At 49.3% G+C, this 15,861-nt stretch carries 13 protein-coding genes and 1 tRNA gene; 11 read left to right on the forward strand and 3 right to left on the reverse strand.

Annotated elements, in window-relative coordinates; all coding sequences use genetic code 11:
• Window positions 1-61 precede the first annotated feature (61 nt).
• A complete protein-coding gene (locus tag QU597_RS08300) occupies window positions 62-907 on the reverse strand; it encodes an SDR family oxidoreductase (RefSeq protein WP_310832212.1) in 846 nt (281 codons plus the stop codon).
• Window positions 908-995: 88 nt separating this feature from the next.
• On the opposite strand from QU597_RS08300, the gene QU597_RS08305 reads away from it, so the two are divergent.
• The gene (locus QU597_RS08305) at window positions 996-1,415 is read left to right on the forward strand and encodes a MerR family transcriptional regulator (protein ID WP_310832213.1); all 420 of its coding nucleotides are present in this window, start codon (window positions 996-998) and stop codon (window positions 1,413-1,415) included.
• Between the two features lie 518 nt (window positions 1,416-1,933).
• Here QU597_RS08305 and QU597_RS08310 read toward each other — a convergent pair.
• Window positions 1,934-2,515 carry a TetR/AcrR family transcriptional regulator gene (locus QU597_RS08310; protein ID WP_310832214.1) on the reverse strand — a complete coding sequence of 194 codons (582 nt, stop codon included), beginning with the start codon at window positions 2,513-2,515 and terminating at the stop codon, window positions 1,934-1,936.
• 432 nt (window positions 2,516-2,947) lie between these two features.
• Between QU597_RS08310 and QU597_RS08315 the strand changes: the two genes are divergently transcribed.
• Entirely contained in the window at window positions 2,948-4,138 is a 1,191-nt protein-coding gene (locus tag QU597_RS08315; protein ID WP_370656256.1) for an MFS transporter, read from the forward strand.
• 525 nt (window positions 4,139-4,663) lie between these two features.
• Here the strand turns inward: QU597_RS08315 and QU597_RS08320 are convergent.
• Window positions 4,664-4,737, reverse strand: a tRNA-Pro gene (locus QU597_RS08320).
• Window positions 4,738-5,224: 487 nt separating this feature from the next.
• Between QU597_RS08320 and alaS the strand changes: the two genes are divergently transcribed.
• The 9 genes from alaS (at window position 5,225) to QU597_RS08365 (ending at window position 15,809) form a co-directional block, all read left to right on the forward strand.
• Complete coding sequence (gene alaS / locus QU597_RS08325) at window positions 5,225-7,858, forward strand: alanine--tRNA ligase (protein ID WP_310833261.1); 2,634 nt, start codon at window positions 5,225-5,227, stop codon at window positions 7,856-7,858.
• Window positions 7,859-8,207: 349 nt separating this feature from the next.
• Window positions 8,208-8,483, forward strand: a complete 276-nt coding sequence (locus QU597_RS08330) for an IreB family regulatory phosphoprotein (protein ID WP_189032318.1) — start codon at window positions 8,208-8,210, stop codon at window positions 8,481-8,483.
• Window positions 8,480-8,896 (forward strand): Holliday junction resolvase RuvX, encoded by a 417-nt coding sequence (gene ruvX, locus QU597_RS08335; protein WP_310832215.1) that lies wholly within the window; start codon window positions 8,480-8,482, stop codon window positions 8,894-8,896. Before QU597_RS08330 ends, ruvX begins: the two co-directional genes overlap by 4 nt.
• A 15-nt stretch (window positions 8,897-8,911) precedes the next feature.
• Window positions 8,912-9,220 carry a DUF1292 domain-containing protein gene (locus QU597_RS08340; protein WP_038588104.1) on the forward strand — a complete coding sequence of 103 codons (309 nt, stop codon included), beginning with the start codon at window positions 8,912-8,914 and terminating at the stop codon, window positions 9,218-9,220.
• On the forward strand, window positions 9,213-9,521 hold the full coding sequence (locus QU597_RS08345) for a DUF1292 domain-containing protein (RefSeq protein ID WP_054939602.1): 309 nt from the start codon (window positions 9,213-9,215) through the stop codon (window positions 9,519-9,521). Before QU597_RS08340 ends, QU597_RS08345 begins: the two co-directional genes overlap by 8 nt.
• A gap of 156 nt (window positions 9,522-9,677) precedes the next feature.
• Entirely contained in the window at window positions 9,678-10,727 is a 1,050-nt protein-coding gene (gene mltG / locus QU597_RS08350; protein ID WP_310832216.1) for an endolytic transglycosylase MltG, read from the forward strand.
• 57 nt (window positions 10,728-10,784) lie between these two features.
• Window positions 10,785-11,717, forward strand: coding sequence for a peptidase U32 family protein (locus tag QU597_RS08355; protein WP_236333924.1), 933 nt, complete (start codon window positions 10,785-10,787; stop codon window positions 11,715-11,717).
• A 276-nt stretch (window positions 11,718-11,993) separates the two neighbouring features.
• Window positions 11,994-13,328, forward strand: coding sequence for a peptidase U32 family protein (locus tag QU597_RS08360; RefSeq protein ID WP_310832217.1), 1,335 nt, complete (start codon window positions 11,994-11,996; stop codon window positions 13,326-13,328).
• 258 nt (window positions 13,329-13,586) lie between these two features.
• The gene (locus tag QU597_RS08365) at window positions 13,587-15,809 is read left to right on the forward strand and encodes a methyl-accepting chemotaxis protein (RefSeq protein ID WP_310832218.1); all 2,223 of its coding nucleotides are present in this window, start codon (window positions 13,587-13,589) and stop codon (window positions 15,807-15,809) included.
• Window positions 15,810-15,861 lie beyond the last annotated feature (52 nt).

Here is a 15,861-nt window from a genome sequence, read left to right on the forward strand (position 1 = left end):
CTCCTTGTGCTTACGGATTAATGCGGTGAAGCCATATTTATTAAGGGTTTAGCCCCGTCTTTTATGCAAAATAATGCCCTTGTTCGAGGTCGGCGAGCAGTCCGGGCTGCACCGGCTTCCAGCCCAGCAGGTCCCGTGTTACCGTGCTTGCCTGCTCAGTGTTATACAAGCTTGCGAGATCGAGTGCCGCAATAGCGCCGAGAAAGCCGAAATGGTCGGCGGCTTCTTCAGTTGTTATGCTGACCGCCGGTACGTTTAAATGGCGCCCGATGACCCCGGCGATTTCGCGAAGCGGAATACCTTGATCGCCTGCGCCAAGCAGCCGCGAGCCCGCCGGGGCAGATTCCAGCGCCAGTCGGTACAGAACTGCCGCATCTTGGCGGTGCACTGCCGGCCAGCGGTTACTTCCATCGCCGATGTAGGCGGCGAAGCCCTTTGCCCGGGCGATATTGATCATCATCGGCACGAAGCCTCTATCGCCTTCGCCATGCACGGAAGGGGATAGGGAGACGATGGCTGCCCGGATTCCCCGCTCTGCCATTGCGAGTACTGCTTGGTCAACCGCAGTTCCGTTGGCGTGAGCTGTAGTAATGAACGGCTTCCCGGAGTCTTCGAGCGCCGCCCCTATGGCCTGAACGGCCCCCATATCCAGAGCCAGCGCACCGTCGAAGTCGGAAAAATCATTAGTGAATGCCAGATGAATCACACCGTCCGCAGCTTCGGCGGCGCCCCGCAAAGTATCGAGATCGTCCAGTGTGCCGTAGACCGCTTCGGCTCCCGCCGCATTTAAACCCGCTGCCTTCTCCTCAAAACGGCAAAGGCCCGTCACTGTGTGGCCCGCGCTGATCAGTTCCCGGACGACCGCGGAACCGATATACCCTGTTGCTCCTGTAACAAAAACATGCATATTCATTTCCTCCTTCAGTAATTGACTGCTTGAATAGTTTAAGCATAAACTATGAAGTGAACTCTAGGGCAAGCGGTCTTAAGGAGAAATGATGATGAAAATTCAGGAACTGGCGGACAAGATGGGATTAACGATCCACACGATCCGCTTTTATGAAAAGGAAGGCTTGCTGGATAACCGGCATGTCCGGCGGGAGAGCAACAATTACCGCAACTATTCGGAAGAGGCAGTCGCGCGGATAAAGCTCATCAAGAAGTTCCAGTCCATCGGCTGCTCACTGGCTGAACTGAAAGAAACTCTGCAGGACCACGACACCAATGCGCGCAGCAACATGCAGATCATAGAGTGGATTCACGGCAAGAAACAGGAGATTGAACACAAGAAGGAAGAATACGATCAAATGCTGGCCACCCTTAACTGGATGCTTGAATACCGGACTCTGCTCATCAACGATCCGCAAAAAGCAGAGGAGATGCTTAAGGCATGGCATGCCCGGTCATCTGAGTGAGTTAGTTTGAAACAATGAAAAACAGCGGGCGACCATTGCTTAGGTTTGTATTAGGGTCAATTTGTATGACAGATCAGGCGAGAGGGATATGCATGGGGGCAATTAACGGAGGCACATATCCTCTCGTTTTCCTATTGGGAAATTATTGTAATATGGTGAATTAAACCATAAATGACGGTTATATTTTTCGGTGAGAGGAGCGTAACGGCACGGAAGGGGCTGAGTTGAGTAGAGGTGGTGCATGAAATAGAAGAAGAGGCCTGACTAGCTTGGTAGCAGCTAATACGGGCCTTCTTATTACGAAAAATGACAAGCTTTGCAGCTAGAATTACTCAAACTCCAGTATGCTATGAATGTCCATGCCCTTTAATCATTTGGAGTAATCTTAACAACACACTGGAGTAAATCGAGTCCCACCGATGCACAAAGGTAAAGTTGGACAAGTTTTTTATGGCAAAATCTAAAGTGACTCTACATAGATAATAACACCATGGCTCTCTGGCACTGAAATATTCAAATTACTTAAGCAATGTAAGTATCACTTCTAGAGTATTATCAACAAAGGATCGTTCCGGACGAGACTTCATCATCACAGTTAGTCCAATTAAAGATACAACAAGTGCCTGTGCTAAAGCCTTCGCGTTCACCCCGATTTCAAGTTCACCTGATTGGATACCTCGTTCAATTGTTTCCTGGAATATGACCGTAAGGTACATCTGATGTTCCCTTGTAAGGATTTCAAACTTTTCATCATGAGGCGCAAGTTCGACCATCGTATTGATGCAAAAACATCCCCGGCTGGAACTCTCTCTATACTCGTTTGCAACAATACCTTCAAAAAAAGTGCGAAATGCTGCTTTTACAGAGAGATTGTTTTGAAGTCTGGTTCGGACATGGGAAGCATGGAACTTCGTATATTTGCGTAACGCAGCTTCGAACAATTCCTTTTTGTCTCCAAAAGTTGAGTATATACTTGGTCGTTGAATTCCCATTCTGGAAGTTAAATCACTTAATGAGGTAGCTTCATATCCTTTCTCCCAAAACAGTTGCATAGCTGTATCTAATGCTTTTTCAACATCAAATTCACGGATTCTTCCCATATTCAATACCTCTTCTCATCATGCAGATTCTATTATTCCAGTTCTCATAGCACCTTCATTGCTTCTATGGACCTTTTGAATATATATTACCGATCAGTATTTTATTATTCTATTATTTGAAGTTATCCTTGTCAAATTCCTATTATTCTTAAAGTGATTTATTCCTTTATGATTACAGTGAAAAGGTTTCTTATTAGGTATAAAAAACTGAATTTGTCTAGATTATTCTTGACAGAAAGAGTTCTCACGAGTTACATTCGTTAAAATTATATCATACCGAACGGTATTTTAAAATGATTGAATGGCAAATAAAATTGAAGAAGACGAGGTGTGTAAAGATTGGACAAGATCAAAGGAACAATAGCAGTCAATGCTGATATAGAGGTGAATCCGGTACAGGGTATCCCATCCGATTCAGCTCCCGTATCTTCCATTTCAGCTCCCGTATCTTCCATAACTCGATATGTGACACTATTGTTTGCCGTTGCCTGCGGGATGTCTGTTGCCAACATCTATTTCGCTCAACCGTTACTTGACGCTCTGTCGAGTGAATTCGGTATCGACTATTCAACCATTGGCATTGTCATTACTATTACTCAGGTTTTTTATGCATTGGGACTGTTGCTGCTAGTGCCACTTGGGGATTTGCTGAATCAGCGTCGGCTGATCATCGGTCAGATGCTATTATCCGTGACTGCTCTATTAATAGTTGGCACTGCCTCCTCCAGCACGGTGCTTTTTGCAGGCATGGCTGTAGTAGGACTGCTTGCTGTTGTGACACAGACACTCGTGGCTTCTGCAGCGACGATGGCTGCCCCGGCTGAACGCGGGCGTGTACTTGGATTGGTAACAAGCGGAGTCGTGATCGGCATACTTCTTGCCAGATCTATTGCAGGAATATTAACGGATCTTGCGGGTTGGCGTTCAGTCTATCTGGTTTCTGCCGTGTTGATGCTTCTTATGGTTTGTGCACTATTTCGGGCATTGCCAAATTTTGAGCGTGAGAAGGAGCTGCTGTCCTATCCGCAGCTGCTTAAGTCGGTGCTCTTGCTGTTCGCACAAGAACGGATATTACGCATCCGGGCTACACTGTGTCTGCTGATTTTCACCGCCTTCAGTATTCTGTGGACTTCATTAGTACTACCTCTTAGCTCAGCACCATTATCTCTTTCTCATACTGCAATTGGAGCTTTTGGTCTTGCGGGGGTTGCCGGAGCATTAGCGGCGGCACGAGCGGGGCGGCTAGCCGACCAGGGGTTAGGACAGAGGACAACCGGCGTAGCCTTGATCCTATTGTTGATATCATGGCTGCTAATCGGCTATACCGAACACTCGCTACTCGCATTGGTCGTTGGCATTGTCCTCCTTGACTTGGCGGTGCAAGCCGTGCATGTCACCAATCAAAGTATGATCCTAACTTTGCGTCCTGAGGCGCGAAGTCGGCTCACCGCCGGTTACATGGTTTTCTACTCTATTGGCAGTGCTACTGGTTCAATTACTTCTACCTATATATACGCATATTTTGGCTGGAACGGGGTATGTTTGTTAGGTGCATCTGTTAGCGCCTTCGCCCTTCTTTTTTGGGCAATGACCAGACGAATTACGGTTACCGCTTTAAATTAACCGTATCACCAATAGCCGTTATAGTGTGTAAGATGAACTGCCGGTTATAGGAGTAAAATCGAAAAAGTGGAAAATATGATATATGGTATAAATCAAGGATAAAGGCACAATATCACTATTTTATATCTAATAGCAGCAATGGCCAGGAGGACGGCAATACAGTTTCAACCAATGTATGTGGACGGGGAATTATTTCTGCCGGAGATTGATTTACATATAACATCAGACCAAACGCTTGGAATTATAACCGATTTGAAGCGAAAGCAGCTTTTAATGAATCAATTAGCAGATCATTCCCAATATTATTTAATTCAAGCTGAGCAAAGCGAATATATGAGGTTAAGCAGGAGCGCCGTCAATTTAAACGAATTCTTCCAATTTGGAGGATGCCCCTATTTCTTGTGATGCCAATTACCGGTTGAATGAGTCGATATGTTCATATTACTTATTGTGTTATTTCTGTAAACGTAAAAAAGCCTGGAGCTTCAAGGTCGAAAACCCTCGCGGCTTTAGGCTTTTTTGTAATCGAGACGACAGGATTCGAACCTGCGGCCTCTTACTCCCGAAGCAAGCGCTCTACCAAGCTGAGCTACGTCTCGACGTTCTAAACAATCAGAATTATACGCCTGGATGTAACCGCTGTAAATATTCTTTTTGCGGCAAATTTGCGGCAGTTTAATAACGGGAAACCTCGTGATTTCCGGCCAAAGATTGACAGAGGCGTTACTGCTGGCTATACTTGAAATGTTAAAATGTACATCGGAAAAAACGTTGATGAAATGGAGTACGCCGGGGCATGGCTCCCTCAGAGAACGGGTTCCGTTACGAAATGCTTCGTAATGGCTGTGAGAACCCGGAAGACAGACCGGCGGAAAGCTGATTTCGGAGTGCGGGGAAATCCCGCCGGGGGCGCCCGTTAACAGCCGCGACAAGGCGATCGTCTGCAGTTGTCCGTGTTCATTCACGGGTCAAGGCGATAACCAGGGTGGTACCGCGATAATAATCGTCCCTGAATTTATTCAGGGGCGTTTTTGTGTTTCCCGGCATAATTATGCCGCACTAATGATAAGACGGGGGCTGTACATGATGAAAGCAAGTGAAATCCGTTCCAAATGGTTGCAGTTTTTTGAGAGCAAAGGCCACAAAATCGAGCCAAGCGCCTCGCTTGTTCCGCACAACGATCCATCCCTTCTGTGGATTAATGCCGGTATGGCGCCCCTCAAGGCGTACTTCGACGGACGGGAGATTCCTGAGAATCCCCGCCTGACAAACTCACAGAAATGTATCCGTACCAATGATATTGAGAATGTCGGCAAGACACGCCGCCACCATACGTTCTTCGAGATGCTGGGCAACTTCTCCATCGGCGATTATTTCAAGGAAGAAGCGATTACCTGGGCCTGGGAGTTCCTGACCGGCAAGGAATGGATCGGCTTCGACGGGGACCGCATTTCCGTTACGGTGTACGCCGAGGATGAAGAAGCATTCAAGCTGTGGAATGAAAAAGTTGGCCTGCCTGCTGAGCGCATCATCAAGCTGGGCGACGAGAACTTCTGGGATATCGGCGAAGGCCCTTGCGGTCCTTGCTCGGAAATATTCTATGACCGCGGCGAAGCTTACGGCAGCGACATGAGTGATCCTGAAATGTATCCGGGCGGCGAGAATGAACGCTGGCTGGAAGTGTGGAACCTCGTATTCTCCCAGTTCAACCATAACAAAGACGGCAGCTATACGCCGCTTCCTAATAAGAACATTGATACCGGTGCAGGTCTTGAGCGTCTGGCATCCATTCTGCAGGATGTGGATTCCAACTTCGATACAGACTTGTTCCAGCCGGTAATCCAGAAAACTGCCGGTCTGGCCGGAGTGAAATACAAAGACAATCTGGAGCAGGATATCGCACTGAAGGTCATTGCCGACCATATCCGTACCGTTACCTTTGCAGTTGGTGACGGGGTGCTTCCTTCTAATGAAGGCCGTGGCTATATTATCCGCCGGTTGCTGCGCCGTGCTGTCCGTTACGGCAAAACCTTAGGACTTGACCGTCCATTCCTGCACGAGCTGACTGAAACTGTCGGCGAAGTGATGGGCGTGTACTACCCGTCCGTTGTGGAGAACCGCGAATATATCGCCAAAATCATCCGTACAGAAGAGGAACGTTTCCACGAGACACTGTCCGACGGACTTGCCATTCTTGGTGAAATTTCGGCCAAAGCTAAAGCTGACGGACTGGGTACTATTGCAGGTGCTGATGCGTTCAAGCTCTATGACACCTACGGCTTCCCGTTTGACCTGACAGAAGACTTTGCTTCCGAGCAGGGACTTACTGTAGACCGCGAAGGCTTCGATGCAGCGATGCAGGAGCAGCGCGACCGGGCCAGAGCAGCCCGCCAGGACAACGCCAGCATGAAAATCCAGGGCGGCGCACTGGCCGAACTGACGGTTAAAAGCGAATTTGTTGGATATACTGACGTGGTAACAGAGTCTAAAATACTGGCAATTGTGGTTGACGGCGCACTTGTTGATGTCGTCAGCGAAGGCGCTGAATGCCAGGTTGTGCTTGAAGCTACGCCTTTCTATGCAGAGAGCGGCGGCCAGGTCAGCGACACCGGTCTTTTGACTGGCGGTTCCGTAACTGCTAAGGTCACAGGCCTGTTCAAGGCTCCGCACGGCCAGCATGTTCACCTGGTGACTGTTGAAGCCGGAGACCTGAAGGTCGGCGATAGCATCCGGGCAGAAGTAAACCGTGAGCAGCGTGAAGATATTGTGAAGAACCATACCGCAACTCACCTGCTGCACAAAGCGCTTAAGGAAGTACTAGGCGGTCATGTTAATCAGGCCGGCTCTTTAGTAGAAGGTGCACGCCTGCGCTTTGACTTCTCACATTTCGGCGCAATTACGCCGGAAGAGCTGAGCGACATTGAGCACCGGGTTAATGCGCAGATCTGGCGCGGACTGGACGTAGTCATTGAGAACAAGCCGATTGACGAAGCCAAAGCTATGGGTGCTATGGCACTCTTCGGCGAGAAATACGGCAACATCGTCCGTGTAGTTCAAGTCGGTGATTACAGCCTTGAGCTGTGCGGCGGGATTCATGTTGGGAACACCTCGCAGATCGGTATCTTCAAGCTGGTAAGTGAAAGCGGCATTGGCTCCGGGGTTCGCCGGATTGAGGCGGTAACCGGACGTTATGCGTACCAGTTTACAGAAAGCCAGCTGGATCTGCTGAAGCAATCGGCCGGGCTGCTCAAATCTTCGCTGAACGATGTGCCGAAGCGTATTGAAGCGCTGCATGCCCAGGTTCGTGAGATCTCCCGTGAGAACGAATCGCTGCAATCGAAGCTGAGTGCAACCTTTGCCGCTGAGCTGACCGGCAGTGTGAAGACGGTGGGCGGCGGAACACAGCTGCTTGCAGTTGCTGTCCAGGCAGGCAATATGGATGCACTGCGCTCCACAGCGGATGAGTTGAAAGCCAAGCTTCCGGATGCTGTACTTGTACTGGGCGCAGCGATGGATGATAAGGTTAACTTTGTAGTATCAGTGCCGCAGGAGCTGGTCAAAAAAGGCTTCCATGCCGGCAAGCTGGTCAAAGAAGTTGCAGCAGTATGCGGCGGCGGCGGCGGCGGACGGCCGGATATGGCCCAAGCAGGCGGCAAAGACGCTTCCAAGCTGGCTGAGGCTCTCGCCAAAGCCGAGGAGCTAGTTGCTGCCCAGGCTTAATTATAGTAGGGCACTTTCTGAATGCGCAGCTAAACCTTCAATAAAGCAGGTATGTAAAAACAGCCCAGCGGTACTGAGAGCCTCATATCAGTGCCGCTGCTTTATTGAAAATAAGACAAGCTAAATGTATTTTTGCGAATATTCGTCTTGGGAGAGGTTCCGCAATAGCTCAAAAACCAAAAATATCTATATTTTTGTAGATGAAATGCCAAAAAAAGCGTTATTTTAGTGGCAGGATTTCCAAGGCGGGGCATGAATATGTTATAGTGAAGGCAGCAAGTAAGCTGTACAGCAGCAACTTTGCGAAGCCGCCCTCTGGGGGTGATTTTGCAGAAGGAAGGTGTCACAGATGGACTCCATGGACAAAACGGTTAAATTCAATGTGAAGGGTGACGAAAAGGAAGCTTCTTCCCAGGAAATTCTGCTCGCCGTATACGACGCGCTGGTGGAGAAAGAATACCATCCGATCAACCAGATCGTGGGGTATCTTCTTTCCGGAGATCCGGCTTACATTCCGCGCCACAACAATGCGAGAAGTTTGGTCCGGAGAAAAGAACGTGATGAGCTGATCGAGGAACTGGTTCGTTTCTACCTGGCTAATCATCGGGTGGATCATCCGAAATGAAGAAGCTGGGTCTGGATTACGGCGACCGTAGAATCGGAGTCGCCACAAGCGATATTTTCGGGTGGACAGCCCAAGCTCTGGAAACCATTGAACGCCGCGGGAACGGCAATGAGTTCGAACGGATCCGTGAACTGGTCAAGGAGTACGAAATCGGGGAAATTGTGGTTGGTCTGCCGAAGAATATGAATGGCTCTGTAGGACCCCGCGGTGAAATCTGTATTGAGTTTGCCGATCAGTTGCGGGAGCAATTGGAAATACCCGTACACCTTTGGGATGAGCGTCTGACGACAGTATCCGCTGAGCGGGTGCTGATTGAAGGGGACGTCAGCCGGAAGAAACGCAAAGGGATTGTAGACAAAATGGCTGCAGCCCTGATTTTGCAAAATTTTTTGGATGCTAACAGTAAAAGGTGAGGGGTGCGTGCTATTATGACAAACGAGCAGATTGGCCAAGAAGAAGAACCGGAAATTATCTATATTCCCGATGAGGAAGGTAATGAAGAGGAATTTGAGGTCATCATGAAGTTTGAAGTTGACGGTTCGGATGCAAAGTATATGATGGTGGTACCGCTCGATTCCGAGGATGAAGAGAGTGATGAGGTGTATGCGTTCCGCTATGAGGAAGACGGCGACGATCTGCAGCTTTTCATGATCGAGAACGACGAAGAGTGGGCGATTGTTGAAGAAACCTTCAATACTCTGGTAGACGAGCTGGATGGAGGAGCAGAGAATGACTGATTTTTCCGCCGAACAAGCGGTATGGACATCGAAGCTCAAGGAAGTATATGGAGAGACTGTAGAACTGGAAGATGAGCAGGGTAAATCTTCCGTTTACGATATTATTGCCGAGTTTGAGGTTGGCGACCGCGCGTATGCGGTACTGGCTGGCTCCGGAAGAGAAGCAGAGCAGGAAATTCTGCGGATCGTGGTATCGCCTAACGGTGTGCCCGAGCTGGAAAGTATCGTTGACGATGAGGAGTGGGAAGATGTCTCTGAGCTGTACGACGAGCTGACTCTCCCTGCTGACGACAAGGAATAAGTGTTTTCACAAATATGCAACATCTATGCTTGGCAAGGAAGAGGGCGGAGTTATTCCGCGCTCTTTTTGCTTGAAATAGAAGCAATTATAAAAAAATATGTTGAATTTGAGACAATACAATTTTATACTTTATAGTCGGAAAGTGAGGAGTGACATTTGAAAGCCGCAATCCGCGCTGTGCTGATCGTAATCCTTTTGCTGGCCTTAGCAGGAGGGGGAGGCGCATGGTATATTTGGAATGGAATGCAGCCGGTAGAGCCTGCAGGCCCGGCAGTAACGTTTACGATAGAGAAGGGGATGGGCAGTTCGGAAATCGCTGATCTGCTCGAGGAAAACGGCATTATCCGTAATGGGCTATTATTCAAGGGATATTTGAAATGGGTCAAGGAAGGCTCAAGCTTCAAAGCAGGTACATATACTGCAAGCCCTGGAGATACCTATGACCAGCTGATTGCAAGGCTGAATGCCGGAGATGTAGTAAAGGAAGAAACAGTCGTCTTTACAATTCCTGAAGGATTCACCGCGGCTCAAGTGGCTGATAAACTCGCAGAGGCCTGGAATCAGAAAGCTGAGGTCTTCCTTAAAGTCATAGATTCAGGAGCAGGACTCGCCGCAGCCGACCGGCTGGGGATTCCGGTAAATGCAGAGCTTCGCCATCGGCTTGAGGGATATCTGTTCCCCGAAACGTATGAGCTCGTCAAAGACAGTACGCCCCAGGAAATTGTCGAAGCGATGCTGGAGCAGCTGGAGAAGAAGCTGGACAGCATTCCGGACTGGAAAACAAAGCTGGATAAGCGCGGTTTATCCCTGCATGAGCTGTTGACAGTCGCTTCACTCGTAGAGCGTGAGGTTGTAGTGGACGAGGAGCGTCCGCTGGTGGCCGGTGTTATTTATAACAGGCTGAACAAAGGGCAGAAGCTCGAGATTGATGCAACCGTCCAGTATCTGCTGGACAAGCAAAAAGAACGGCTGCTGAACAAGGATCTCAAGGTTGACAGCCCATACAATACGTATAAGAATACTGGATTGCCGCCAGGGCCGATTGCCAGCCCGGGTCTTGCTTCCATTCAGGCTGCTCTTGAGCCTAAAGCATCAGAATATTACTTCTATGTGACTAAAAAAGACGGTTCCCAGGGTCATCTGTTCGGTAAGACCTATAAGGAACATTTAGCCAATATCCAAAAAAGTGAACAAAGTTCGCCGTAACCTATTAAAATAGAGTTTGATGCGGTTTCGTTTACCGCAAGTGCAGGAGGGTACAACATGATGAACAAACCGGAGCTGCTGGCCACAGCAGCATCCCTGGAAGAAGCGCGCGCGCTGCTGAATGCCGGTGCGGATGCGCTGCTGATCGGCGATGACCGTTTCGGCATGCGGCTGGCCGGCCATTTTTCGCTGGAAGAAACGGCAGCTGTTATAGAATTGGCCCATGGTATGGGCCGGAAAGTCTACGCCGGCCTGGGCGGACTCATGTCCAACCGGCTGCTGGATGAGCTTCCCGCCTATGTGAAAGCTATCGGTGAGCTTGGAATTGACGGGATCGAATTCGGCGATCCGGCAGTTCTGGCTGCTGTAAAGTCTGAGGCACCGGGCATGAGGCTGCACTGGAATGCCGAGATGACCTCAACGAATTACTTTACGGCCAATTATTGGGGCCGCAAAGGTGCTTCGCGGGTTGTTCTGGCCCGTGAGCTGAACATGGACGAAATTACCGAGATGGTGCCGCTGCTGGAGGTAGAAGCCCAGGTGCAGGTACATGGCATGACGAATATTTATCATTCCAAGCGCGGCCTCGTTGCAAGCTATATGGCCCACCAGGGCCGTCCGGTAGAGGATGGAAACCTCGGCAAGGAACGCGGTTTATTCCTGATTGAGGCAGAGCGCCGGGATGAGAAATTCCCGATTTATGAGGACATCAATGGTACACATATTATGAGCTCCGACGATATCTGTATCCTTGAGGATCTGCATATCCTGCTTGCGGCAGGAGTGCACAGCCTGAAGATTGAAGGGCTGCTGAAACCAATTGCCTATAACGTGGCAGTCGTGAAGGCCTACCGTCATGCCGTGGATCTCTATGCCGCGGACCCGCAGGGCTATGCTTTTGACGAGGCCTGGATGGATGGAATCCGTGCGCTGCAGGACCCTGAGCGTGACCTGTCGTTCGGCTTCTTCTACAAAGAGCAAGTCTATTAATCTGTTAAGGAAATAAAATAAGGCAATGATTTGCTTCTTTAAAATGAACTTGTAGCTTACCTTAAGGATAAAGTAACGGAGGAAAGGTTTGGAACTGCAGGAGCGAAAGCGTCCGCCTTTGTCTCCGGATTTCAACCGCGAACAGCGGTAAAATTCAAGAAATCTGGAGACAACAGCGGCCGGAAGTCCAAATGCTTTCCGCAGTTACGGTCATATCCTAAAGGTTAGATTTCTGGTTTGTTTTAACAAAAGCAAAGATATGGAGGGGAGAACATAATGGGAACCATGACCAAGCCCCAGTTTAAGGGCAAACGTTACCGTCTGGACAAACCGGAGCTCCTTGCTCCGGCGGGTAACCTGGAAAAATTGAAATTCGCCGTGCACTATGGTGCGGATGCAGTCTATATCGGAGGACAGAAATACGGTCTGCGCTCCGGAGCAGATAACTTCAGCTTCGAGGAAATGCGCGAAGGTGTGGAATTCGCCAAGAAATACGGCGCTAAAGTGTTTGTTGCTACCAATATCTATGCTCACAATGAAGATATCGCCGGGATTGAAGAATACCTGCGTAACCTATACGAAGCCGGAATCGCCGCTATTATTGTGGCCGACCCGGCCATTGTCGATACTGCACGCCGGCTGGTACCGGGACTTGAGGTGCATCTCAGCACCCAGCAGTCCACCCTCAACTGGCAGGCAGTATCCTTCTGGAAAGAGGAAGGCCTGCCGCGTGTCGTTCTGGGCCGCGAGACCAGTCTGGAAGAGATCGCTGAGATTAAGCAGCATGTCGATATCGAAATCGAAAGCTTCATCCACGGGGCTATGTGCTCCTCGTATTCCGGACGCTGTGTATTATCCAACCACTTTACGGACCGCGACTCCAACCGCGGCGGCTGCTGCCAGTCCTGCCGCTGGAAATATGATCTGTTCCAGGATGACCGTCCGGAAGGAGCCTGGGTGTCCGAAGAGGAACAGGCTGAGGCTGCTACTGCTGCACCGCAGCGCCTTCAGCCGGGGATAACCCAGTTGCCGCTGCATCAGCCCCAGGATAATCCGTTCTCCATGGGCTCCAAGGACTTGTGCATGCTGGAAAGCATCCCCGATCTGATTGAAGCCGGCATTGACAGCTTTAAGATCGAGGGCCGGATGAAGTCAATCCACTACGTGGCGACTGTCGTGAATGCTTACCGCAAGGCCATTGATGCCTATATGGCCGATCCGGAGCATTACGAGCTTAAGCCGGAATGGCTGGAAGAATTGCAGAAGGCGGCCAACCGTCCGCTGAACACCGGATTTTTCTACGATACACCGGATCATGAGGATCATATCTATGAGCCTGAGGAAAAGGCGGCGCCTTATGATTTTGCAGGGCTAGTTCTGGAGTATGATGCTGAGAGCGGCATGGCGCTGATCCAGCAGCGTAACAACTTTAAGCCGGGGCAGGAAGTGGAATTCTTCGGACCGGATAACACATTCTTTAAACAGATTGTAGGGGAACTATGGGATGAGGCAGGGAACAAGCTTGATGTGGCCCGTCACCCGCTTCAGCGCGTGCGCATGAAGGTCGATCACCCTGTAGCTTATTTTGATATGATGCGGAAAAGAAAGTAACAGAACAATACAATGGAAAGGGATGCACCTGTAGGGTGCGTCCCTTTTTAATTTCAGACAAAAAAAGGAAAATGACTAAAATATATAAAGATTCTCAGGTAATTTCTTAAGAACCCTAAGCAAATAGTCGGAGAAAACCGATATAGATAACATATAGCGAACGCTTACATACGACTTCTATTCTAACTGGCAGGTGATGATATGGGGGCTCCCGAGCAGGAGAACAGAGATAAAAAGCAAAAGGGGAGAAGGGTAAAAGTGAGAAAGAATAGCAAGAAACCGGTGGATAAACAACAAGTAGAACCAAGCCGTACAGATGTAGACCAGTCAACTGGCAAAGGCAAAGGTAAACTCCAGAGTATAGGTAAGATAAGGGATATGGGCTTCAAAGGAGTGCTGAATAGTTCAGTAAGCCAGGTCAAGAAAGTCGATCCGATTAAGTCCGTAGGCGTCAAGCTGTTTCTGATTTTCCTGTCTTCCATTGTTGCTGTCGTGCTGCTCCTGGGTCTATTGTCTTACTCCAAGGCTAAGAATACAATTAAAGATAATGTCTCGGAAGCGAACCGGCAGACGATTATCCAGACCTCGGATAAGCTGGATATTACGCTCAAACAATATGAGAATATGGCGCTTCAGCTGTATTTTGATACACAAATGCAAAGTGACCTGTCGGATCTGCTATCCGCCAAGTCCAATTATGATAAATTCGTTGCTACAGATTCGATCAGTAAGAAGCTGTCGAGTCAGACGACCACGGATTCCAATATTGTGGCGATCTCCCTGATTCCGCAATCGGCAGATGAGGCTGTCATCACGAGCGGAAATTCCGGTCTCAAGATGGATGGGATCAGAGATCAGGAGTGGTTCAAAAAGGTTACGGCCAGCAATACAGAGTACAAGTCCTATTATTCGGATGAAACTGCCGCACCGCAGAACTATTGGTTCTCAACATCTGTTGAAGGTGACGGCGGCAAAAATGTCGCTATGGTAAGATCGCTCAAGACTATGGGCTCGGCTACAGGTTATGTTATCATGCTTGAGCTCAAGAACACCTTATTGGAGGAGGCCTTCAAAAGCGTATCGCTTGGGGACGGCTCGCGGGTTCAGCTCGTTGATCCAAACGGTACTGTTATTGCATCCTCGGTTCCTGCTGAAGATGGTGTAGCTTCAGAATTCGGCTTCATCAAGGACAGCAAGAACAAGAACAACAGCCAGGAAGCTAAGGATTCAAACGGCAAAGATGTGCTGGCTGTATTCAGTACATTAACCAAGGCTGACTGGAAGCTGACAGGTGTTGTCCCAACAGGAGAACTAGTGAAAGCAGCTAAGCCGATTCTGTTTACAACTTATATGGCTGCTCTTGCATCCGCTCTGCTTGCGGTGTTACTCGGCTTCTGGATGGTTCAGATGATCGCCAAGCCGGTGGCCCGCCTGAAGGATCTGATGGTGGAAGGTGCGAAAGGCGATTTGAGCGTACGAACAGAGTTTACTTCAAAAGATGAAATTGGCCAGCTGTCCGCTTCGTTCAATATGATGATGGAACGGATTACCGAGCTGGTTGCACAAACGACAGATACCGCACGTGAAGTCCTGGAGACCGCCGGCGAGCTTGGCGATGCCTCCCGTAAAACGGCTGTATCTGCGAAGGAGATTGCCGCAGCTACCGAAGAGATTGCCGGCGGTGCAGGAAGTTTGGCACTGGAAGCTGAGCGTGGCAATGAATTGACCGACTTGATCGGTACTCAAATGCAAAACGTCATTGCTGCCAATGCCGAGATGGATGAAGCGGCACGCGGTGTCGGGGAAGCCAGCGGACTCGGAGCGAAACAGATGGAAGACCTGCTCAAACAGACAGGCCGTACCGGAGAAATGACCTCCGCATTAGTAGATCGCGTCAACAACCTGAAAGACACCGTGTACTCGGTAATGAAGGTTCTTGATGTTATGAAAAATATTACGCAGCAGACCAATATTCTGTCACTGAATGCTACTATTGAAGCAGCAAGAGCGGGCGAAGCGGGACGCGGCTTTATGGTCGTCGCGGATGAAGTCCGGCAGCTGGCAGACCAGTCCAAGCAGTCGATTGCGCTGGTAGCAGGAATTATTGATAAGATCGTGACAGAAATGAATGAAACGGTGAACGTTCTGTCTGAAGTGGCACCGCTCTTCAAACAACAGATGACTTCTGTAAAAAGCACCAGTGATATCTTTGTTTCTGTACAGGCTCAAATGGAGGATTTCATTGCCAGTCTGGAGTCCGTAACAGGCGCCATTGGCAGCCTCAGCCATTCACAGGGTGTATTGTCTGATGCGATGGGCAATGTAAGTGCAGTCGCTCAGCAATCGTCTGCGACTTCTGAAGAAGTGGCTTCACTCAGCAACGAGCAGCAGAACGTGAGTGATCAGCTCGTATCTCTGTCCGGCAAGCTGGAGGTTGCTTCGAACCAGTTGAAAGACAAGCTGGCGATGTTCACAATCTAATAATCTATCAGTTAGGTGTAGTTATAGTTTTGACTCAGGCCGCTTCTTCCCC

The sequence above is a fragment of the Paenibacillus pedocola genome (assembly GCF_031599675.1).
Taxonomy (GTDB): Bacteria; Bacillota; Bacilli; order Paenibacillales; family Paenibacillaceae; genus Paenibacillus_AQ; species Paenibacillus_AQ pedocola.